Origin of the sequence: Enterococcus italicus DSM 15952 (assembly GCF_000185365.1) — a bacterium.
GTDB lineage: Bacteria > Bacillota > Bacilli > Lactobacillales > Enterococcaceae > Enterococcus_G > Enterococcus_G italicus.
This window is the reverse complement of the sequence record NZ_GL622241.1, coordinates 97,874-119,208: the sequence shown is the minus strand read 5'-3', so window position 1 is coordinate 119,208 and position 21,335 is coordinate 97,874. Positions and strand designations below refer to the sequence as shown.

Here is a 21,335-nt window from a genome sequence, read left to right as displayed (position 1 = left end):
GGGGAATCCATTGTGACCAGCTTTGCTCATATTTTAAAATCAAAAGATGGGTGTGACAACGATGAATAAAACGGCTTTTAAAAAGAAATTTTTGGATTTGTTAACGGAAAAATTTGCGATTTCCGTTGAGGATGCCTCACTTTTTGAAATCTACACGACACTTGGCACGCTCATTCGCTCTAGTTACGCAAAAGATTGGCGCCATACATGGAGTAACTACGATCATGAGCAACAAAAACAGGTTTATTATTTTTCGATTGAATTTTTACCTGGAAGAATGATGAAAAGTAATTTATTAAATATGGGGTGGCTGGACACGGTTCAAGCTGCTCTTGCTGATTTAGGGATTCAATTAGACGATGTCGTAGCGCAAGAACCAGACATGGCGCTAGGAAATGGTGGTTTAGGAAGATTAGCATCATGTTTTATGGACTCGATTGCTTCTGAAGGACTGCCGGGTAATGGCAATGGCATCCGCTACAAATATGGTTTATTTAAACAAAAATTTATCGATGGATACCAAGTGGAACTACCAAATGAATGGCTAGCACGAGGGAATTTATGGGAAGTTCGTCGTGAAAGTAAGTCGGTGGATGTCTATTTTAATGGCTATGTCCGCCTAAATAAGCTTGATGATGGCACCATCGTTCCCGTTCATGAGGATCCAACGATTGTTCGTGCGGTTCCTTATGATACGGGAATGGTTGGTTTCCGTAATGGAACAGTCAATACGTTAAGGCTGTGGGATGCTGAGATTCCACTTTCGGAAGAGAGCCTTTATCGTAGTATCGAGCAACGAAGAGCTATCCAAGATTTGACTTCTGTCTTATATCCAGATGATTCCAACGAAGAAGGTCGTCGTTTACGCTTGATGCAAGAATATTTCTTTGTTTCTGCAGGTGTACAAAGTATTTTACGCCATTTCAAAACGAAGCAGCAAAAAATGCAAAATTTGGATGAATTTGTTGCAATTCATATTAATGATACGCACCCTGCCATGTGTGTGGCAGAGTTCATGCGTCTGTTATTAGATGAGGAAAAAATGAGCTGGGAGCGTGCGTGGAATTTAACTGTCAAAGTAATGAGTTACACGAACCATACGATTATGTCAGAAGCTCTAGAAAAGTGGTCTGTGGAAATGTTGCAATCCATGCAACCTCGTATTTATCAAATAATCGAAGAAATTGATCGTCGTTTCGTAGAAGAAATGACGGGTGTTGTTGATTGGGAATTGATTCAGCGGACCAGAATTATTTCTGACGGTTTGGTTCACATGGCACATTTGGCAATTATCGGAAGTCATAGTACAAACGGTGTTGCCAAGTTGCATTCTGATTTATTAAAAACTGTCGTGTTGCATGACTTTTACCGACTTTATCCAGATCGCTTTAACAATAAAACAAACGGCATTGCAGAGCGTCGTTGGTTACAACTAGCTAATCCCTCTCTCTCAACTGTCCTTGATAAAACAATTGGTCAAACATGGCGCTATGAGGCCAATGACTTGCATCTCTTAATGAATTATAGTGAGGATAAAGCTGTGCATAAGCAACTGCAACAAGCAAAGCAAGCCAATAAAGAACGGTTGGCAGCCTTTATCTTGCAAGAGACAGGGGTTAGAATCAATGAACATGCTATTTTTGATGTTCAAATCAAACGATTGCATGCCTACAAGCGGCAATTATTAAACTTACTTCATATTCTCACTCTTTATTTTGAAATCAAAGAAGAAGGGTTTACAGATATTCAGCCGCGCGTCTTTATCTTTGGTGCGAAGGCGGCTCCTAGTTACCATTATGCGAAATCGATTATTAAGGTCATTAATGAAGTAGGGAAAATGATTCAAGAAGATCCGGAAGTATCTGATAAATTAAGCATTGTCTTTTTAGAAGATTACAGTGTGAGTTTGGCGGAAGTCATTATACCCGCGGCCGATGTAAGTGAGCAAATTTCATTAGCATCTAAGGAAGCATCGGGTACGAGCAATATGAAATTAATGTTAAATGGCGCGATTACGATAGCTACTCTTGATGGGGCGAATATCGAAATTAGAGATGCAGTAGGAGACGAAAATATTGTTATTTTTGGTCTGACTGAATCACAGGTCTATGACTATTATGAGCAAGCAAACTACCATGCGTATAGTTACTACGAAGCCTTACCTAAACTAAAACGAGTCGTGGATTCTTTTGTGGATGGCACGATTGCCAATATTTACCAAGAAGGGAAAGAAATTTTTGATTCTCTTTTGACATACAACGATGAATTTTTTGTATTGCGAGATTACGAAGCCTATGTTAACGCGCAAAAAGAAATAGAAAAAGCCTACCAGAACCAAGAACGTTGGTTAAAAATGAGTTTAATCAATGTCGCCAATGCTGGTCGCTTTTCAGCTGACTATACGGTGATGAAGTATGCAGAAGATATTTGGCAAATCGAAGCGAAGCCAAAGAGTCGCAAAGCAAAGGATGAGAAGTATGTCCCATATACGCTTTAATCCTTGGGGGGATTATTACAAACAGCCATTTGGTGCGATTGCTACCCATCATGAAGTGACTATCCGAATTTATGTGGCCTCTAGTGTTGAGCCATATGTATATTGTCGTTATCGCAAAGAAGGTTCGGAAATCTTGCAACTTCCCATGGCAAAAATTGACACTCATTGGTATGAGTGCCGCTTCTCATTAACGGAGAAAGGGTTGTATTTTTACTCATTTATGATTCAAGAATCATTTGATCAATCGCTTACGACCGTTTATTATGGTGAAGAGGACAATTCCGATGGTATCGGCAAGTCTGTCGATCAATTGCATCAGCTAAAAGAATTTCAGTTGACTTGCTATGACGAAGAGGAGTATGTTCCTTGGTATGTAGATGGCGTGGCTTATCAAATTTTTCCAGACCGCTTTCACAGTCATCTCGCGAATCATCAATTGCTAGTTGATCGAAAGAAGACCTTTATTTACGGCAATCAATCAGACAGTCCGATGTATATTAAAAATCAAGCGGGAGATGTCGTTCGGTGGGATTTTTTCGGGGGAACATTAAAAGGAATCGAAGAAAAAATTCCCTACTTGCTAGACTTAGGTGTCACGATTGTCTATTTAAATCCTATTTTTTTGGCTGATAGCAATCATCGCTACGACACAAACGACTATTTTGAAATTGATTCATTGCTTGGCACGAAGGAAGATTTCGTGTCGCTTATCCAAGCACTACATCAAAATAATATCCGAGTGATTTTGGACGGGGTGTTTAGTCATGTGGGGAAAAATAGTAGATATTTCAATCAAGATGGACGCTATGGGAATAATGTAGGTGCTAGTCGTACTCAAGCGAGTGAGTACTATCCATGGTTTACCTTCACTGATTATCCTTCCGATTATCAATCTTGGTGGGGGATTAAAGATTTGCCTGAAGTCAATAAAGAGTGTCAGTCTTTTCAAGAAATGATTTATGCTGGCGAAACTAATGTGATTGACTATTGGACGTCGATGGGAGTTGATGGATGGCGCTTAGACGTGGCAGATGAGCTACCGGACGTGTTCATTGAAGGCATCCGAGCCACATTGGCTAAGTACGAACACAAAATTTTGATTGGGGAAGTCTGGGAAGATGCCTCAAATAAGATCTCGTATGGAAATCGTAGAAACTATGTCTTTGGCGATAATCTGCAAGGCGTTATGAATTATCCGTTTCGTGAAGCAGTATTAGATTTATTGTTGCATCGCTCTTCAGTCGATCAGATATGCCTAAAACTAACTCGTCTGCTTGAAAATTATCCGCTTCAGTTTGTTTTGCAGTCGTTAACAAATGTCGGAACACATGATACCAAGCGTATCTATTCTGAGCTTTACGAAAATGAACACAAATTTTTATTAGCGTTAAGCTTATTATTTGTCCTTCCAGGTGTTCCTTGTTTGTATTATGGCGATGAGAGGCAGATGAAAGGTGAGGCAGATCCGGACAATCGAGCATTCTTTCCTTGGCATAATGAAAACCAACGAGTTGTGCAATTTTGTCAACGGTGGATCAATTATAGAAAGGCACATCGTTCGTTACAAAGGGGCGATACCAATTTTTTCTATCAAGGAGAACTATTTGGTTGCTTGCGTATTTATGAAGATGAATGGACGGTCTTATTCGTGAATCCATCTGAGAGAGAGCAAACTATTGATTTTCATGGCATTCACTGGTTAAGAAGTGTGGATGTGACGAATCAATTTATTGAACGTGTAACCAAGCAACTACCAGAAAAAATAGCAGGCAGCGATTTTTGGTTAGCAACCTTTAAAGATGAACAAAAAATAGGTGGTCAGATCAATGGGTAGAAATCAACAAAGAAAGAAACTGACAAAAAAAGAAAAAACTAGAAAAAATTACCCTAGCAACGATTCTTTTGGTCGTTGTTATTGGGATTATGTGGGTCGCAAGGATGGGGCGGACAACGGAAAAAGCCACGTCCCAATCTACTATAAGTAGCACAACAACTTCGCAAACCGAGACAGCTGAGCAAAAATTTTTAAAAAATGTTGATTTACAGTCGTGGGAGATACTGTTAGTCGGTCCAGATCATAAGCTAACGACAAGCATTGATGAAGCTACGACATTAGCAACAGTTGGCGCATTTCAAATGAACAAAAATATTGTGCCAGCTTTTGAAGAGTTAGAGGCAGCGGCCCAAGCGGCAGGCTATCCTTTAGTGATCGTTTCGGCGTATCGTTCAGTCGCCTATCAAGAAAAGATATTAAATGCTGCGATTCAACAAAAAATGGCGAGTGGGATGACGTATGACGAAGCGCTTGCCGATGCCAAACAAACAATGACCGAACCTGGGTACAGTGAACATCACACCGGCCTGGCTTTAGATGTAGTGGATCAAAGTTGGTACACGAACTATTCACCAGAGTTATTGCATTCGAATTTTGGACAAACTGACGGTGGCAAGTGGTTAGCGGCAAACGTAGCGCAGTATGGTTTTATCATTCGTTATCCTGAAGGGAAAATGGCAATTACTAAAATTGATTATGAACCGTGGCATATTCGTTATGTCGGTAAAGAGAATGCCGAGTACATGGTTAAAAACAATCTCACGTTAGAAGAGTTTGTTGAACAGGTTTCAAAAGTACAGCAAAAATAAAAAACAACTAGTAGTTGACACTCAATTAATTCTGGAGATCGGCTACTAGTTGTTTTTCTATCTCATGATCTATTTGGTATACTAAAGAAAAAGGTGGGGAGTATATGGATCAAAAAATTGAAACAGATCGTTTACTTTTACGGAAATTTGAGCAATCAGATGCCAAAGAGATGTTTGATCACTGGGCAAGCGATGAGGAAGCGACAAAGTATCTCACTTGGCCACCACATCGGTCTATAGAGACGGTCGAGGAACATTTGCGACTGATGATTGCTGAAAACCAGATAGATGGGTTATTTCATTGGGCGATTGTTGAGAAACAGTCCCAAAAGATGATTGGTCGCCTGGATGTCATTGCGTGCGATGAGCAGGTAAAAGTCAAAGAAATTGGCTATGTTTTAGGGAAGAACTGGTGGCACCATGGCTATATGACAGAAGCGTTGACCGCGGGTATCTCCTTTTTATTTGATTCTACGGATACCAATCGTGTGGAGGCCACTCATGACGAAGAAAATCAATTTTCGGGTATGGTGATGGCTAAAGCGGGTATGAAGTTTGAAGGAGTTCACCCCCAACGGAGTAAAAACAACCAAGGCATTGTCAATCAAGTGATGTATGGTGTCACGAAGGAACAATATTTGATTAAAAAAAATTCAAGCAAGACCATTTACCCCGTTGAACAACCAAACAAAGAGGTAATGGAGCTGTTATTATTGACCGATCCTGATCCTTTGCAGATTGCCAATTATGGTGAGGTAAGCTATTTTGTCTTAGCGGTAGCCGATGAGCTTGTAGGCGCGATTGTTTTGGGAAATCAGCAGCCCGATTCAGTAGAAATAGTAAATCTTGTTATCAAGCCTTCTTATGAAAATCAAGGATATGGATCTTTTTTACTCTCCTTTGCTGAACAATTTGCTAGACAACAAGCAAAACAGAGTATCGTGATAAAAACGAGTACGACTAGTTTGAAACAATTATACTTGTATCAAAAGCTAGGGTTTCGTTGCATTGAAATTGTACCGAGTTATTTCTTAAGGCACTACGAACAGCCAATTTTTGAAAATCAGTTGCCAGTCAAGGATCAAATCATTTTAAAAAAGCTCTTGATTAACTAATGAGGGAGGAAAAACTTATGAAAAAGAAAGCAATGGTTATTATCAATCCTAGCTCAGGTGGAGAACAAGCGGGTGAGTACCGTAAGCAGATTGAAGCAAAATTAAAGACGATGTTTGAAGAGGTCGAGGTAAAAGAAACAGAAAAAGAAGGCGATGCAAAAGAATTTGCTAGCTTAGCAGCAGATCAAGCGTATGACGCAGTGTTTGCGATGGGTGGCGATGGAACGGTCAACGAAGTCATTAATGGGTTGGCAGAAAAAGAACACCGCCCTCTTTTCGGGTTCGTACCATTAGGGACTGTGAATGATTTAGGACGAGCGCTAAACTTTTCAATGGATGCAAAAGAAGCCATCGAACAATTGTCATTGGATCGTTTAAAAAAATTGGACATTGGTAAAGTGAACGATGCCTATTTTATGAACGTGATTGCGGTTGGAACAATTCCAGAGGCTATCAATGATGTTGATTCAGAAGATAAAACGAAGATGGGAAAATTGGCTTATTTCGTTTCAGGTGTGAAGTATTTGTTGCAAAGCGATCGCTATGAATTTGATTTAGTGTTAGATGATGAAGCAGAGCAAGTCAAAAGCAGCTTGCTATTAATTGGATTGACGAATTCAATCGGTGGCTTTGAAACATTATTGCCAAAAGCAGACGTCGATGATGGCAACTTGCACCTGATGTATTTGAATGATCAATCCTTTTTGGATATGGTGAAAAGTGTACCTGAGCTAATCAAAGGCGTCGAAATTTCTTCTGAAAATGTGACGTACAAAACATTTAAAAAAGGAGAAATTGCCTTGCTTTCAGATGGAGAATTGGAAACCAATATCGACGGCGATCCAGGTGAGAATTTACCAATTAAAGTAGAAGTATTAGAAAATCATTTGACTGTATTTTATGGAGAAGAGAAGTGAAGAATGAATGGCAGATAAGCAATGGATTGTAAGAAGTGCTGAACTGACAGATGTGGCGGAGTTACTTCGAATCTATACACCTTATGTGGAGAAGACCGCAATCACATTTGAATACGATGTGCCGTCTATAGACGAATTTACCCAACGCGTCAAAACGATTCAGCAGAGATATCCTTATTTGGTTTGCGAATCAAGTGAAGGTGAGATAGTAGGTTATGCCTATGCGAGTACCTATAAAGGTCGGACAGCGTATGATTGGACTGTGGAGACAAGTATTTATATGGATCAATCATTGAAAGGTCGAGGTGGGGGTAGTGTATTGTATCATGCACTTGAAGAACAGCTCAAAAAGCAAAATGTCTATGTTTTGCTTGCTTGTATCACTGCTGGTAATGCCGAAAGTGTCGGTTTTCATGGAAAATTCGCCTATCGTGAAGTCGCATATTTTCCTAATTTAGGGTATAAAAATGGTGAATGGTTAGATGTATTATGGATGCAAAAAGAATTGCAACCCATACAGGGAAGTCCAAATCCATTTATACCAAATGAATTTGTTGGAGGGTAGGAAATGAGTTTGTTATATGTGGCATGTGGCATAGTCGCCGGCTTTTTAGGAGCATTATTGGGACTAGGGGGAGGCATTATTATTACCCCTATGCTGACGTTAGCTTTTGGCTTAGATATCAAATATGCAATTGGTGCAAGTGTCATTTCGGTTATTGCTACAAGTTCAGGTGCTAGTATTGCGTATCTTAAAGATGATTTATTGAATCTTAGAGTAGCTATGTTTTTAGAAATCGCGACGACTATCGGAGCCATTGTCGGCGCGTTATTGACAGGCATCTTTGCCCCACAGATTTTATATGTCTTTTTTGGGGCATTGTTGCTATTTTCAGCGTACAATATGGCGAAGAAAATTCTCTTTATAAAAAAAGACCATCTCTATCAAGGTCCAGTGAGTAAAACAGTCGCTCGGTTAAACTTAAATGGACGTTATTACGACAAACAGGAGCAGCGAGAAATCTCTTATGAGCTGACTCATTTGACTGGCGGGTTTTCTATGATGTTTGGTGCCGGGATTGCTAGTGGGTTATTAGGTATTGGTAGTGGTGCCTTTAAAGTGCTAGCCATGGATACGATTATGAAAATGCCCTTAAAGCCCTCAAGTGCGACAAGTAATCTAATGATGGGGGTAACAGCTGCAGCAAGTGCGACGATTTACTTGTTTAATGGATCAATTCAGCCGTTAATTGCTGGGCCAATTGCCATTGGGGTGTTAGTAGGAGCTAGTGTTGGGACAAGAGTTATGCCTAGACTTAAAGCCCGGACACTACGAATGTTGTTTGTGCCAGTCTTATTGTATTTGGGTGTCCAAATGGTTGTGAAAGGAATGGGGTGGCTTAATTGAGTTCAGAAGAGGCAGAGTTAGCGCGAGTTGAAGCACTCATTGGGAAGATACTGGCCATTGGTACATATGGTTCAGCTTGTGTCCTTATTTTTGGTTTTGTCTTATCACTTCTTTTCCCAAATCAACCAGACATACAAGCTAAACAATTATTGTCGTTTTCTTTTTATTTAAATCAGTTGCTTGGTTTGCAAGCACAAGCAATTATTTATACCGGCTTGTTTTTATTGATTCTGACACCAGTCCTACGTGTCATTGTATCTATCTGGTCATTCGCCAAAGAAAAAGATTGGCTCTATGTGGGCATAACGGTCGTTGTTTTAATTGTGTTACTTAGTAGTTTTGTTTATGGTATGTATGAATAGCTAGTCAGCGCGGTGAGAAAGAGGAGCGTGAGAAAAATTGTCAAATCGTATGGAATCAATCTATCAAATTATGGTTGCTGACAGAGAAAACAAAAAAGGTGGAATCGGTTGGACAACGAAAGAATTGGCAGAAAAACTGGCTATGCAGCGTTCCAATGTCAGTAAGGATTTAAATGAATTAGTTCGGCAAGGAAAGTTAAAAAAATCGGATGGCCGTCCTGTAACGTATCACTTACTAGATTCACAGCATATTTCTTCTGACGCTCAAGTCGGTCGCCTTTTTCAGCAAGAAAAATACGTAAAAAGTTACAAAGAAGATCCTCCCAAAAAACCAACAAACCATTTGCTTCATTCTAAGCAAGATGTGTTTGCCAGTGTGATAGGGATTAATGGTTCTATGAAAAATGCCGGTGAACAAGCAAAAGCGGCCATTTTGTATCCACCTAAAGGCTTAAATTGTCTGATAACTGGTCCGACTGGTTCAGGTAAGACTTTTTTTGCTCACGCGATGTTTCAGTTTGCCCGTCAAAATGAAGTCATCGGCGCAACGAAAGAATTAACTGTTTTTAATTGTGCAGACTATGCTCATAATCCGGAATTATTGATGAGTCATTTGTTTGGCTATGCTAAGGGTGCCTTTACTGGGGCGGATCATGATAAGCCAGGGATTATCGAAGAAGCAGATCAAAGTATGCTCTTTTTAGATGAAATCCATCGCTTGCCCCCAGAAGGACAAGAAATGATTTTTTATTTTATGGATCATGGCAAATATAGTCGTCTCGGAGAAAGTGGCAAAAATCGTCAGGCGAATGTGCGAATTATTGGCGCAACGACAGAAAATCCAACTTCAGCACTGTTGGGGACATTTTTGCGAAGGATTCCGATCACAATTCAGCTTCCATCATTTGAAGAGCGACCCGACGCAGAAAAGATTGATTTAGTCCAAGTAATGGTCGCGCAAGAAGCCAACCGAATTGAACGAACCATTTCGTTAACTGAAGATGTCGTCAAAGCATTGATTGGTGGCGTTACCTTTGGCAATATCGGTCAACTAAAATCAAATGTCCAACTGGTTTGCGCTCGAGGATTTTTAAATCACATGTATCATGATCAAATTGATATCACACTTGAGGATATACCAGAAGGGGTGCGCAGTGGACTAGTTCAAATTGCCAACAAACGTCAGACCCAAGTGTCACTTGCTAAACTACTTAATCCTAAGATGGTGGTACATCCGGGTGATTCTAAAAGCAGTATTCAGACGGATTCGTATGAATTACCTTATAATTTGTACGATATTATCGGGGATAAAGCTGCGTTATTAAAAGCGGAGGGTGTCGACCAAGAGGCGATTCACCATTTTATTTCGACCGACATTAATATTCATTTGAAGTCGTTTTACAAAAATCATGGTTTTTCCTTTCAATCAGAGAATAAGTTAAGTGAATTTGTCGATGCAAAAGTAATTGATGTAACCAATAAGATTTATACAATGGTGGTTGAAAAAATTGGCGACGTTTTCCAACAGAACTTTTTATATGCAATGAGTCTCCATATTAGTTCATTTATGAAAAAAATACAGTTGGGTGACTTAAGATATTCCAACGACAATATTCGTGAAATGGTGGCTACTTATCCGGAAGAATTGGCCATGGCGCGAGAAATTCGCCTCTATTTATCTGAATACTTCCGGTTGGATATTCCGCAAGTAGAGGAGGACTATTTGGCGGTACTCTTAATTTCATTAAAGAATGCTACGATACATGGCCAAATAGGGGTCGTAGTTGCTGCGCATGGGGACAGTACGGCGACAAGCATGGTCGAGGTCGTCAAAAAATTATTAGAGGTAGACCACATTGCCGCCGTAGATATGCCGCTAGACATGTCGCCCAAAATAGCGTATGAAAAAGTTGTTCAAGCCGTGCAAAAGGTGAACCAGCGCAGTGGGGTCTTATTATTAGTCGATATGGGTTCGCTTGCGACATTCCAAGACCGTATCCAACGAGAAACAGGTATCACCATTCGGTCGCTTGATATGGTCACTACACCAAGTGTATTAGAGGCAGCCAGAAAAGCTTCAGTCCCTGGAAATGATTTGGAAAATATCTACGAATCGTTAAAAGAGTTCAGAGGCTACGGTCAATTAGGAGAAAAAAGTGTTGTGGTACCGAAAGAAATAAAAGTTAAAGCTATTTTAGCAATCTGTGCCTCTGGTGAAGGGACGGCTAAGCAAGTAAAAGAAATTATTGTAGAGGCTTTAAACCAGCACTATATTCACGATGTCGTCGTAGAAACACTGTCGATTGTTAATCTAACGAATGAATTGCCAAAGCTCTTAAAAGAATATGATGTCGTGGCGTCTACTGGCGTTGTGAATCCGAATATCGGGACACCATTTATTTCATTAGAGCATTTTATCAATTCCGACATCGATGAACTAATAGAATATCTTTTCTTTGAACAAGAAGAAGATGCGATTCAGCAAGATTTTTCCTATGAAACTACTAATGAGTCTGTACGAAAACAAGCATGTAAACAATTTATTTCTGAAACCGTCACCTTTTTTAATCCTGATAAGGTGATTGATGCATTATGGAAGATGTCTGCGGAGATGATCAAACAATTTTCTTTGCCAGATACAGATTATTCATTTCAAACAAACGTCTCAATCCATTGCAGTAGTATGTTGGAACGTATTTTGCTTAGACAGCCACTAAATGTCAGTGAGAGTGAAAAAGCTGAAGCGATGGCTTGGGAGGGATATCCAGCACTTCACGAATTTATGCAGCAACTAGGGGCTTTATTTCAATTGACCATTCCGATTGCTGAAGAATATTATTTAAGTGAAATGATACGTTACCGTCGAGAAGATAGGGGTAGTGTATAAGTTAGAGGGGGTTATACACTAAGCAATACACTAAAATTAGTGTATTGCTTTTTTATTTCTTTAAAAAAAAAGCGTCATATCGCTCTTCTTTAGTGTATGAAAAGTTGGCATAGAAATTGCTTATGATAAAGGTGAAAGGAGTGTGGCGACATTCGTCAGAAAAACGAAATGGAGGGAACAAGTCATGACGATCCGTTTGGCACGCATCGACGACCGGTTGATTCATGGTCAGGTGGCAACAGCTTGGACGAAAGCAACTGGAATCGAGCGAATCATTGTAGTCGGTGATGAAGTAGCAAGAGATCCATTTCGAAAAGTATTGCTTAATGAAGCAGCACCGCCGGGTATCCGGACGAATGTTGTTTCGATTGAACAGCTCTTAAGGGTTTGTACGCATTATTTATTCATGCAACAACAGATTATGCTCTTATTTACGAATCCGCAAGATGTCGTTCGTTTGGTACAAGGAGGGATGTTTATTCATTCTGTGAACATTGGTGGGATGCGATTTCAAGCAGGCAAGCACATGGTGACAAACTTTGTGTCAATTGATGAAAAAGACAGACAGGCCTTTTATTATTTAAACCATCGAGGAATTGAATTGGAATTGCGTAAAGTACCAGCAGATCGCAAAGTGAACTTGATGGACTTGTTAGAGAAAGAAAAGAATGTTGCAAACAAAAATGTATAGGAGGGAAAAGAATGGTAGGAATTATCTTAGCTAGCCATGGCGAATTTGCCAAAGGAATACTACAATCAGCAACGATGATTTTTGGCGAACAAAAAGATGTTACCGCAGTTACGTTAATGCCTAGTGAAGGTCCTGATGACGTAAAAGCAAAAATGACTCAAGCTGTTGCGGGTTTTGAAAACCAAGATGAAGTCTTATTCTTAGTTGATTTATGGGGTGGGACCCCTTTTAATCAAGCGAATAGTTTGTATGAAGAACACAAAGATCAGTGGGCAATTGTTGCAGGTATGAATTTACCAATGGTTATTGAAGCATTTGCTTGTCGATTAAGTGAAACTTCCGCAAGAAAAATCGCCGCTCAAATACTTTCACCAGCGAAAGAAGGGGTAAAGGTTCGTCCGGATTCATTGGCACCAACAACGACAGCTGCCGTTCAACAAGTATCATCAGCCGGTGCACCAGGTACATTCAAGTATGTCTTAGCGCGTGTCGATTCACGACTTTTACATGGACAAGTTGCTACTGCATGGACGAAAGAAACACAACCAACAAGAATTATTGTCGTGTCCGATAATGTAGCAAAAGATGAATTACGGAAAAAATTAATTCAACAAGCAGCTCCTCCTGGTGTGAAAGCACACGTTGTACCAGTAGAGAAGATGATTGAATTAGCAAAAGATGATAAACATTTTGGTGGTCAAAAAGCAATGTTATTATTTGAAAACCCTCAAGATGCTTTGCGAGCAGTCGAAGGTGGCGTTCCATTGAAGACAATTAATGTTGGTTCGATGGCACATTCAATCGGAAAAGTTCAACCGAATAAAGTATTAGCTTTTGATCAAAATGATATTGATACATTTAAAAAGCTGAAATCAGCTGGTATAACGTTTGATGTTAGAAAAGTGCCGAATGATTCAAAAGGTGATATGGATGATATCTTGCGTAAAGCACAGGAAGAATTAAACCGACAAAAATAGGGGAATCTTAAAGAAATGGAGGAACAACAATTATGGAATTAAATTTTATTCAGATTATATTAGTCATTGTTGTAGCATTTCTGGCAGGGATGGAAGGAGTCCTCGATGAATTTCATTTCCATCAACCAGTTATTGCTTGTACACTGATTGGATTAGTAACAGGTAATTTATTGCCATGTCTAATCTTAGGTGGAACATTACAAATGATTGCACTAGGTTGGTCAAATATTGGTGCTGCTGTAGCACCTGATGCCGCTTTAGCAGCAGTCGCTTCAGCTATTATTCTTATTTTAGGTGGACAAGGTGAGTCTGGTGTGTCTTCAGCCATCGCGATTGCCGTACCACTAGCTGTCGCTGGATTATTGTTAACTATCATCGTGAGAACAATTACGACAGCCTTTGTTCATTTTATGGATGCAGCGGCCAATGAAGGAAGCATTGCTAAAATTGAATTTTGGCAAATTGCAGCCATTTGTTTGCAAGGTATTCGGATCGCTATTCCCGCTGCATTAATCTTAGCAGTTGGTGAAGGTCCTGTGAAAGCCATGTTAGAAGCAATGCCTACTTGGTTAACAAGTGGTCTAGCAATTGGTGGGGGGATGGTTGTAGCGGTTGGTTATGCGATGGTTATCAATATGATGGCAACCCGTGAAGTTTGGCCATTCTTTGCCATTGGTTTTGTTTTAGCAACCGTTTCACAAATTACTTTAATTGGACTAGGAGCAATTGGTGTATCATTGGCACTTATTTACTTGGCACTATCGAAACAAGGTGGATCTGGATCAAATGGTGGTAATACAGGTGATCCTCTAGGCGATATTATTGATAACTATTAAAGAAGGAGGCGACACAAGTTATGGAAAATAAAATTCAATTAACGAAAAAAGATCGTATCTCTACTTGGTGGCGTTCTACATTCCTTCAAGGATCATGGAATTATGAACGGATGCAAAATGGTGGCTGGGCATATACAATGATTCCGGCTATCAAGAGATTGTACCCAAATAAGGAAGATAGAATTGCGGCATTGAAGCGTCACTTAGAATTCTTTAATACCCATCCTTATGTAGCATCACCAATTATTGGGGTGACTTTGGCTCTTGAAGAAGAACGTGCAAATGGTGCTCCAGTCGACGATGTTACGATTCAAGGGGTAAAAGTTGGGATGATGGGACCTTTAGCAGGGGTTGGTGATCCGGTATTTTGGTTCACAGTGAAACCAATCCTAGGCGCTTTGGCAGCATCTTTGGCTATGGGTGGTAGTATCATTGGTCCGATTATTTACTTTGTCGCATGGAATGCGATTCGGATGGCCTTCATGTGGTATACACAAGAGTTTGGTTACAAAGCTGGATCAAAAATCACGGAAGATTTATCAGGCGGTATTTTACAAGATATTACAAAAGGTGCGTCGATTTTAGGGATGTTTATCCTAGGTGCCCTAGTAAATCGCTGGGTTTCTGTTTCGTTCAAACCAACCGTATCTTCCGTTAAATTAGACACAGGTGCATATATTGATTGGGACAAATTGCCTTCGGGTGCCGCTGGTATCAAATCGGCATTAGAGCAACAAAGTGCAGGCTTATCTTTATCTGATACAAAAGTAACAACTTTGCAAAACAACTTAGATAGTTTAATACCAGGTCTTGCTGCTTTATTAATTACCCTTGCTTGTATGTGGTTATTAAAGAAAAAAGTTTCACCAATCTTGATTATTTTAGGCTTATTTGTTATCGGTATTGTCGCTCACTTGATTGGGTTAATGTAAGAACTAGACTAGGGCGATGCCATGCGCTAAGTGGCATTGCTCTGTTTTTTTTGTTATACTGAATCAAACTAGGAGGATGGCAATGGTTCAATCACTGAATGCGAAAGTGGATTTAGTAAAAGATGGAACGTCATTTACAGGATTAAATGAATATGGCAAGATCATGATTGGCGACAAAGCATTTGAATTTTATAGTGATCGCGATGCAAAGAAATTTATTCAAATTCCATGGGAAGAGGTGGATTGTGTCGTGGCCTCAGTGCTATTTAAAGGGAAATGGATTCCGCGCTTTGCACTAAAAACGAAAAAGAGTGGCACGTATACGTTTTCCGCAAAAAATCCCAAACAAGTGTTACGTGCAATTAGAGAATATGTTCATCCTGACAAAATGGTGCGATCATTAGGTTTTTTTGATGTTTTAAACAATTCTTTTAAAGCAATCGGCAAAAAAAGACAAAAGAAAGAAAAAGATTGATGAAAATCAATCTTTTTTTGTGTCTTTTAACTTATTTGTTTAAAGTTTGTTATAATAAGATAGATTACTTTATGAAAGAAGGAAGAACAATGTCACGAGTAGAAAAATTACGTTCTGCGATGAAAAATGAAGGAATTGATGGCTTTTTAATAACAAGTCCTTACAATTTACGTTATTTAACCAATTTTACAGGTACGTCTGGTTTAGCAGTCATTACCTTGACAAACGCTTATTTTGTAACGGATTTTCGTTATACTGAACAAGCAGCAAAACAAGCGCAAGAATATAAAATCGTGAAAAATACAGGCCCAATCTTTGACGAAGTCGCACAACTTTGCCAAAAAGATGGGATTAAATCATTAGGTTTTGAGGAAGCCTTTGTCAGTTTTGCGCAATATGGCCAGTTAGAAGACCTAATCGAAACCTCTGAATTAGTGCCAATCTCGGGTATGATTGAAGAATTGCGTGAAATGAAAGAAGATCATGAAGTTGAAACAGTCAGAAAAGCTTGCGAAATTGCAGATAAAGGAATCGAACATATCTGGAATACAATCAAACCAGGGATGACTGAAATTGAAGTAGCCAATCAATTAGACTTTTATATGCGTTCACTGGGCGCGACGTGTGTGTCATTTGATACGATTGTTGCTAGTGGCTTACGCTCTGCGATGCCACATGGTGTTGCCAGTGAAAAAGTTATTGAAAAAGGCGATTTAATTACGATTGACTTTGGTTGTTATTATGACGGCTACGTTTCAGATGAAACAAGAACATTTGCCGTTGGTGATCCAGGTCAAAAACTAAAAGATATCTACCAAATCGTGCTAGAAGCGAATTTAAAAGTGATTGATGCAGCAAAACCAGGTATGTCAGGTATTGAGCTAGATGCAATTGCCCGTGATCATATTGCGTCATTTGGTTATGGTGAAGCATTTGGTCATTCGACCGGTCATGGCATTGGTCTTGAGATTCATGAAGGACCTAATGTATCGTTCCGTGCGGATAAACGATTTGTTCCAGGTAATATTATTACTGATGAACCCGGAATTTACTTGCCTGGAATCGGTGGCGTGCGAATTGAAGATGACTTGCTAATCACAAGCACTGGTAATGAAGTGTTAACGAAGTCTTCAAAAGAATTCATGATTTTATAATAGTTAGCTAGTTCTGCTAGTAGTTTTTATAGCGAAAAAGGCTAGAAAATGATACACTAGTACCGAAGTTCTTGCACATTCTTTCTGTTTAGTTTAAAAAATGATGGATGGTTTTCGAGAACGCATGGAGTATTTTCATATCAGTATCGAAAGTGCAAAGAGATGGAGGAATTCATAATGGTTGAAGAAAAAAGCTTCGTATTAGATACGAATCATGAACTAGGTGAAATAGTCATTGCGCCTGAAGTCATTGAAGTAATTATTGGTATTGCTGCGGCTACTGTTGAAGGTGTTTATGGTATGAGAGGCACATTCACGACAAATTTAAATGAACTATTAGGACGTAAAGCTCATGGCAAGGGTGTTCATCTGACCATTGACGAAGATGGGATTAAGGTGGATTTGTATTGCTATATGAAATATGGCGTGTCCGTTCCGAAAGTAGCGATGGATATCCAACAAAGCGTGAAGCAACAAGTGCTATTTATGACTGATGTAGAGTTGATGGAAGTGAACATCCACGTGGTGGCCATCGTTCCTGAAAAGGCTGAAGAGTTGGATTTAAATGAATTATTTGAAAATGATGAGGACGAAAATGAGTAAAGAATTATCCAGACATGATATTCGGGAGATGGCAGTACAATCGTTATTCCCTCTAGATTTTAGTACAGAATTTTCAAAACAAGATGCGATTGCACACGCGATTGAAGTGAATCAATATGATTTGTTGGATGAAGAGGAAGAAAACTTTGTCCCTGATTATCTTGATTGGTTGGTATCCGGTGTGTGCGAGCACAAAAATGAACTTGATAAGGAAATCGAATCTTTTTTGCGTCCAGGCTGGAAAATTGGTCGCTTGGCGAAAATGGATGTTACGATCTTAAGACTAGCAATTTTTGAGATGCAACATGCTGAGGATGTTCCGAATAAAGTTGTTTTGAATGAAGCGATTGAATTAACAAAGACATTCAGTGATGATCAATCACGCAAATTTGTAAATGGTGTCTTGTCTTCAATTAATAACAAATTAGAAGCTGATGGCGAATAGCCCAGCTTCTTCTTTTTAGATTTATCAAATGAGAAAAAATGAGTCAACTCTACTCACTCTACTATGACTATGGTAAAATGAAAAAAATAAAAGGGGTGTGGCAGTTTTATGACAACAATTATTGACGGTAAAGGGTTAGCAGAAAGATTGCAACAAGAATTAAAAGAAACTATCGCCAATGATTCTCTAGAGAATCCACCGGGCTTGGTCGTTATCTTAGTCGGTGACAATCCTGCGAGTCAGGTGTATGTCCGTAACAAAGAACTAGCAGCGAAACGAATTGGCATTCATTCCAAAGTGGATCGTCTGCCTGCCTCGGTGACAGAAGAAGCGTTATTGGCAAGAATTGATCAATACAATCGTGATGCAGCGTTTCATGGTATTTTGGTGCAATTGCCTTTACCGATTCAGATTGATGAAGAGAAAGTGTTGGATGCGATTGATCCAAAAAAAGATGTCGATGGCTTTCATCCGTTAAATTTAGGGAAATTATTTTTAGGGAAGCCCGAAATGATTCCTTGTACACCTTATGGCATCATGAAGATGTTTGATGCGTACCACATCCCGCTTGAAGGGAAAAAAGTGGTTGTAGTAGGGAGAAGTAATATTGTCGGAAAACCCATGGCGCAACTACTTTTGGCCCGTCATGCGACGGTAACGATTGCCCACTCTCGCACGGAAGATTTAGCAGCATTGACCCAAACGGCTGACATCTTAATTGTGGCCATTGGTCGAGGAAATTTTATTACCAAAGAATTTGTTAAGCCAGGAGCGGTTGTGATTGATGTAGGAATGAATCGCGATCAAGATGGCAAGCTGGTTGGAGATGTTGCATTTGACGAAGTGGCACCAATGACATCATTTATTACGCCAGTGCCGAAAGGGGTTGGTCCAATGACGATCACCATGTTGATGATTCAAACGTACGAAGCAGCCAAAAGGCAGGAGAATGCAGTGTGAGTGAACAATATTTAAGTATTACCGCGATGACCGCCTACTTAAAGCGTAAATTTGATGCAGATCCTTACTTAGAACGTGTGTATCTGACGGGGGAAATTTCTAATTTTCGTTTAAGACCCAATCATCAGTATTTTAGCCTTAAAGATGAACATGCAAAACTCTCAGCGGTCATGTTTAAGGGAGCATTTCAGAAGTTGTCCTTCCAACCAGAGGAAGGGATGAAGGTATTGGTCATTGGCCGCATATCTTTATTTGAGTCGAGTGGAAGTTATCAACTGTATATTGAACACATGGAGCCAGATGGTGTGGGAGCATTGTATCAAGCTTATGCGCAATTAAAAGAGAAATTAGCCAAAGAAGGCTTGTTTCAACTGCCTAAGCAAATCCTACCAGCTTATCCGAAGCGAATTGCGATTTTGACTTCACCTAGTGGGGCAGTCATCCGGGATATTATTACGACAGTGCGCCGACGTTACCCAATTGTGCAACTTGTGTTATATCCGACAGTGGTTCAAGGGGAAAAAGCTGCCGGTGAATTGATTAAGAATATTCAACGGGTGGAAGAGGATGGACAGTTTGATACGATGATTATTGGTCGTGGCGGTGGATCGATTGAGGACTTATGGCCATTTAATGATGAACACTTGGCTCGCACCATCGTAGCGGCCAAGACGCCAATTATCTCGTCAGTGGGTCACGAGACGGATACGACAATTGCTGATTTGGTTGCTGATGTCCGTGCTGCGACACCGACTGCGGCAGCTGAACTAGCCGTACCTGTTTTAAGTCAGGAGCTACTGAGAGTAGAAGAAATAAAAATGAGGGTGCAGCAAGCCTTTTTGTATCAGCTGGAAAGACAAAAACAACGCTACGCAAAAGCCGTTCATTCCTATGTTTTTCGGCAACCAAATCGTCTGTACGAATCTAAGGCACAACAGCTAGATATAGCTTCGCAACGCCTTATTCAGCAAATGCAAAGCGTGTTTTTCGCAAAAAAACAATCGGCGACTGTGATGATGAATCGCTTGTCCTATCAACCATTGATGCGTGTGTATGAGCGTGAGATACAAGAACAACGGTATTTAGATGAACGCTTAAAAAAAGCAATGAATCAAGCGTATTTAGCTCACACACAACGAGTCAATCATGCCATTCAATCGCTTGATTTGGTTAGTCCGTTGAAGATTATGAACCGAGGCTATGGCTATGTTTCTAAAGATGACAAAATCGTCAAATCGGTAGCAGATATCGCTGTAGATGATTTATTAACCATTCATCTAAGTGATGGCACAATCCAAACGACCGTAGTGGCAACGCATGAGGAGGGGAAAGAATGACCGCAACATTTGAAGAATCATTAGCAGAATTAGAAAAAATTGTCGCACGCCTTGAGCAAGGCGATGTGCCATTAGAAGAAGCACTTGATGTTTTTCAGCAAGGGATGGTTTTAAGCAAACAATGCAAGGAAACATTGGAAAATGCAGAAAAAACATTAACAAAACTAATGACGGATAACAACGAAGAAGTTCCTTTTGAAGAAGGCGATGCTAAATGATCGAAACGAAAGCCTTCTTAGAGTCCGTCGAAATGACGATGCTTACTGCAATTAGTGAACAAACCAATGAGGAACAATTGGCTGAAAGTATGCGTTATTCAGTTGAGGCTGGTGGGAAACGAATTCGACCGCTGCTTTTGGCTAGTACATATGCGTTGTATCAAAAGAATGTGTCGCAGGCGGTGTGCCAAGTTGCTGCGGCGGTTGAATTGGTTCATACGTACTCATTAATTCATGATGATCTGCCAGCAATGGATAATGATGACTTAAGAAGAGGAAAGCCAACCAATCATAAAGTGTTTGGTGAAGCACTAGCGATTTTAGCAGGTGATGGACTATTGACTTTAGCCTTTCAAGTGTTAGGCCAAGCGGAACTAGCCGATGACAAGAAAGTTGCCTGTCTGACTTTGCTTGCTCAAACGGCCGGAACATTGGGGATGGTGGCAGGTCAGGCTGCGGACATTGAAGCAGAGGGAAAACAACTGTCACTTGAACAATTGCAAGGAATTCATGCACGAAAAACAGGCGAGTTGATTCGTTTTTCGGTGATCGCTGGTGGCATTATCGGTGGGGCTTCAGCCAAAGAGCAAGCGCAGTTAGATAGTTTTGCACGTAAACTAGGACTGGCTTTTCAAATTAAAGATGATTTGTTAGATGTCTTAGCTACCACTGAAGAACTTGGAAAGACAGCCCATCGAGACAGTGTCTTACAAAAAAGTACCTATCCGCAATTATTGGGTATCCAAAAAGCAAAAGACGAGTTAACCAAGCAAGTGAACGAGGCACGGTCGATTGTACAAGACTTTGCTGAAAAAGGCTATCAGACGGATGCATTAGAAGCAATGATGGAAAAGTTCACTTTATGATAGAAAGAGGAA

General features: G+C 40.0%; 21 protein-coding genes. All 21 read left to right on the top strand.

Going from position 1 to position 21,335, the window contains the following annotated elements:
• Positions 1 to 61 precede the first annotated feature (61 nt).
• The 21 genes from HMPREF9088_RS00560 to HMPREF9088_RS00460 all read left to right on the top strand — a co-directional run bounded on the left by HMPREF9088_RS00560 (position 62) and on the right by HMPREF9088_RS00460 (position 21,323).
• Positions 62 to 2,497 carry a glycogen/starch/alpha-glucan phosphorylase gene (locus tag HMPREF9088_RS00560; protein WP_040365992.1) on the top strand — a complete coding sequence of 812 codons (2,436 nt, stop codon included), beginning with the start codon at positions 62 to 64 and terminating at the stop codon, positions 2,495 to 2,497.
• Positions 2,478 to 4,331, top strand: a complete 1,854-nt coding sequence (locus tag HMPREF9088_RS00555) for a glycoside hydrolase family 13 protein (RefSeq protein ID WP_007207137.1) — start codon at positions 2,478 to 2,480, stop codon at positions 4,329 to 4,331. The genes HMPREF9088_RS00560 and HMPREF9088_RS00555 overlap by 20 nt, the downstream gene beginning before the upstream one ends.
• A 104-nt stretch (positions 4,332 to 4,435) precedes the next feature.
• On the top strand, positions 4,436 to 5,140 hold the full coding sequence (locus tag HMPREF9088_RS00550) for a M15 family metallopeptidase (protein WP_248632118.1): 705 nt from the start codon (positions 4,436 to 4,438) through the stop codon (positions 5,138 to 5,140).
• A gap of 104 nt (positions 5,141 to 5,244) precedes the next feature.
• Positions 5,245 to 6,255 (top strand): GNAT family N-acetyltransferase, encoded by a 1,011-nt coding sequence (locus tag HMPREF9088_RS11350; RefSeq protein ID WP_007207135.1) that lies wholly within the window; start codon positions 5,245 to 5,247, stop codon positions 6,253 to 6,255.
• A gap of 17 nt (positions 6,256 to 6,272) precedes the next feature.
• On the top strand, positions 6,273 to 7,172 hold the full coding sequence (locus HMPREF9088_RS00540) for a diacylglycerol/lipid kinase family protein (protein ID WP_040365990.1): 900 nt from the start codon (positions 6,273 to 6,275) through the stop codon (positions 7,170 to 7,172).
• Positions 7,173 to 7,179: 7 nt separating this feature from the next.
• Positions 7,180 to 7,737: a GNAT family N-acetyltransferase gene (locus HMPREF9088_RS00535; protein WP_007207133.1), complete on the top strand. Its 558-nt coding sequence runs from the start codon at positions 7,180 to 7,182 to the stop codon at positions 7,735 to 7,737.
• A gap of 3 nt (positions 7,738 to 7,740) precedes the next feature.
• On the top strand, positions 7,741 to 8,580 hold the full coding sequence (locus HMPREF9088_RS00530; RefSeq protein ID WP_007207132.1) for a sulfite exporter TauE/SafE family protein: 840 nt from the start codon (positions 7,741 to 7,743) through the stop codon (positions 8,578 to 8,580).
• Entirely contained in the window at positions 8,577 to 8,942 is a 366-nt protein-coding gene (locus tag HMPREF9088_RS00525; RefSeq protein WP_007207131.1) for a DUF1634 domain-containing protein, read from the top strand. Before HMPREF9088_RS00530 ends, HMPREF9088_RS00525 begins: the two co-directional genes overlap by 4 nt.
• A 37-nt stretch (positions 8,943 to 8,979) precedes the next feature.
• The gene (locus HMPREF9088_RS00520) at positions 8,980 to 11,829 is read left to right on the top strand and encodes a sigma-54-dependent transcriptional regulator (RefSeq protein ID WP_007207130.1); all 2,850 of its coding nucleotides are present in this window, start codon (positions 8,980 to 8,982) and stop codon (positions 11,827 to 11,829) included.
• A 184-nt stretch (positions 11,830 to 12,013) separates the two neighbouring features.
• A complete protein-coding gene (locus HMPREF9088_RS00515; protein ID WP_040365989.1) occupies positions 12,014 to 12,520 on the top strand; it encodes a mannose/fructose/sorbose PTS transporter subunit IIB in 507 nt (168 codons plus the stop codon).
• 11 nt (positions 12,521 to 12,531) lie between these two features.
• Positions 12,532 to 13,497 carry a mannose/fructose/sorbose PTS transporter subunit IIA gene (locus HMPREF9088_RS00510; RefSeq protein ID WP_007207128.1) on the top strand — a complete coding sequence of 322 codons (966 nt, stop codon included), beginning with the start codon at positions 12,532 to 12,534 and terminating at the stop codon, positions 13,495 to 13,497.
• 32 nt (positions 13,498 to 13,529) lie between these two features.
• On the top strand, positions 13,530 to 14,333 hold the full coding sequence (locus HMPREF9088_RS00505; protein WP_007207127.1) for a PTS mannose/fructose/sorbose transporter subunit IIC: 804 nt from the start codon (positions 13,530 to 13,532) through the stop codon (positions 14,331 to 14,333).
• A gap of 20 nt (positions 14,334 to 14,353) precedes the next feature.
• Entirely contained in the window at positions 14,354 to 15,265 is a 912-nt protein-coding gene (locus HMPREF9088_RS00500) for a PTS system mannose/fructose/sorbose family transporter subunit IID (protein WP_007207126.1), read from the top strand.
• An 82-nt stretch (positions 15,266 to 15,347) separates the two neighbouring features.
• A complete protein-coding gene (locus tag HMPREF9088_RS00495; protein ID WP_040365987.1) occupies positions 15,348 to 15,740 on the top strand; it encodes a DUF956 family protein in 393 nt (130 codons plus the stop codon).
• 89 nt (positions 15,741 to 15,829) lie between these two features.
• Entirely contained in the window at positions 15,830 to 16,894 is a 1,065-nt protein-coding gene (locus HMPREF9088_RS00490) for a M24 family metallopeptidase (protein ID WP_040365985.1), read from the top strand.
• A gap of 177 nt (positions 16,895 to 17,071) precedes the next feature.
• The gene (locus HMPREF9088_RS00485; RefSeq protein ID WP_040365984.1) at positions 17,072 to 17,497 is read left to right on the top strand and encodes an Asp23/Gls24 family envelope stress response protein; all 426 of its coding nucleotides are present in this window, start codon (positions 17,072 to 17,074) and stop codon (positions 17,495 to 17,497) included.
• Complete coding sequence (gene nusB, locus HMPREF9088_RS00480; protein ID WP_007207122.1) at positions 17,490 to 17,942, top strand: transcription antitermination factor NusB; 453 nt, start codon at positions 17,490 to 17,492, stop codon at positions 17,940 to 17,942. Before HMPREF9088_RS00485 ends, nusB begins: the two co-directional genes overlap by 8 nt.
• A 108-nt stretch (positions 17,943 to 18,050) precedes the next feature.
• Complete coding sequence (locus tag HMPREF9088_RS00475) at positions 18,051 to 18,902, top strand: bifunctional methylenetetrahydrofolate dehydrogenase/methenyltetrahydrofolate cyclohydrolase (protein ID WP_007207121.1); 852 nt, start codon at positions 18,051 to 18,053, stop codon at positions 18,900 to 18,902.
• Positions 18,899 to 20,239, top strand: coding sequence for an exodeoxyribonuclease VII large subunit (gene xseA, locus HMPREF9088_RS00470; RefSeq protein WP_007207120.1), 1,341 nt, complete (start codon positions 18,899 to 18,901; stop codon positions 20,237 to 20,239). Before HMPREF9088_RS00475 ends, xseA begins: the two co-directional genes overlap by 4 nt.
• A complete protein-coding gene (locus HMPREF9088_RS00465; RefSeq protein WP_007207119.1) occupies positions 20,236 to 20,457 on the top strand; it encodes an exodeoxyribonuclease VII small subunit in 222 nt (73 codons plus the stop codon). The genes xseA and HMPREF9088_RS00465 overlap by 4 nt, the downstream gene beginning before the upstream one ends.
• Positions 20,454 to 21,323, top strand: coding sequence for a polyprenyl synthetase family protein (locus HMPREF9088_RS00460; RefSeq protein ID WP_007207118.1), 870 nt, complete (start codon positions 20,454 to 20,456; stop codon positions 21,321 to 21,323). The genes HMPREF9088_RS00465 and HMPREF9088_RS00460 overlap by 4 nt, the downstream gene beginning before the upstream one ends.
• The last annotated feature ends 12 nt before the right edge of the window (positions 21,324 to 21,335 follow it).

Bases quoted from the DNA above. Each gene is read 5' to 3' on its own strand.
- HMPREF9088_RS00460 (WP_007207118.1), top strand. From the start codon at position 20,454: ATGATCGAAACGAAAGCCTTCTTAGAGTCCGTCGAAATGACGATGCTT.
- HMPREF9088_RS00555 (WP_007207137.1), top strand. From the start codon at position 2,478: ATGTCCCATATACGCTTTAATCCTTGGGGGGATTATTACAAACAGCCA.
- HMPREF9088_RS00500 (WP_007207126.1), top strand. From the start codon at position 14,354: ATGGAAAATAAAATTCAATTAACGAAAAAAGATCGTATCTCTACTTGG.
- HMPREF9088_RS00505 (WP_007207127.1), top strand. From the start codon at position 13,530: ATGGAATTAAATTTTATTCAGATTATATTAGTCATTGTTGTAGCATTT.
- HMPREF9088_RS00515 (WP_040365989.1), top strand. From the start codon at position 12,014: ATGACGATCCGTTTGGCACGCATCGACGACCGGTTGATTCATGGTCAG.
- HMPREF9088_RS00495 (WP_040365987.1), top strand. From the start codon at position 15,348: ATGGTTCAATCACTGAATGCGAAAGTGGATTTAGTAAAAGATGGAACG.
- HMPREF9088_RS00475 (WP_007207121.1), top strand. From the start codon at position 18,051: ATGACAACAATTATTGACGGTAAAGGGTTAGCAGAAAGATTGCAACAA.
- HMPREF9088_RS00550 (WP_248632118.1), top strand. From the start codon at position 4,436: ATGGGGCGGACAACGGAAAAAGCCACGTCCCAATCTACTATAAGTAGC.
- HMPREF9088_RS00510 (WP_007207128.1), top strand. From the start codon at position 12,532: ATGGTAGGAATTATCTTAGCTAGCCATGGCGAATTTGCCAAAGGAATA.
- HMPREF9088_RS00540 (WP_040365990.1), top strand. From the start codon at position 6,273: ATGAAAAAGAAAGCAATGGTTATTATCAATCCTAGCTCAGGTGGAGAA.
- HMPREF9088_RS00530 (WP_007207132.1), top strand. From the start codon at position 7,741: ATGAGTTTGTTATATGTGGCATGTGGCATAGTCGCCGGCTTTTTAGGA.
- HMPREF9088_RS00560 (WP_040365992.1), top strand. From the start codon at position 62: ATGAATAAAACGGCTTTTAAAAAGAAATTTTTGGATTTGTTAACGGAA.
- HMPREF9088_RS00490 (WP_040365985.1), top strand. From the start codon at position 15,830: ATGTCACGAGTAGAAAAATTACGTTCTGCGATGAAAAATGAAGGAATT.
- HMPREF9088_RS00465 (WP_007207119.1), top strand. From the start codon at position 20,236: ATGACCGCAACATTTGAAGAATCATTAGCAGAATTAGAAAAAATTGTC.
- HMPREF9088_RS00485 (WP_040365984.1), top strand. From the start codon at position 17,072: ATGGTTGAAGAAAAAAGCTTCGTATTAGATACGAATCATGAACTAGGT.
- HMPREF9088_RS00535 (WP_007207133.1), top strand. From the start codon at position 7,180: ATGGCAGATAAGCAATGGATTGTAAGAAGTGCTGAACTGACAGATGTG.
- HMPREF9088_RS11350 (WP_007207135.1), top strand. From the start codon at position 5,245: ATGGATCAAAAAATTGAAACAGATCGTTTACTTTTACGGAAATTTGAG.
- nusB (WP_007207122.1), top strand. From the start codon at position 17,490: ATGAGTAAAGAATTATCCAGACATGATATTCGGGAGATGGCAGTACAA.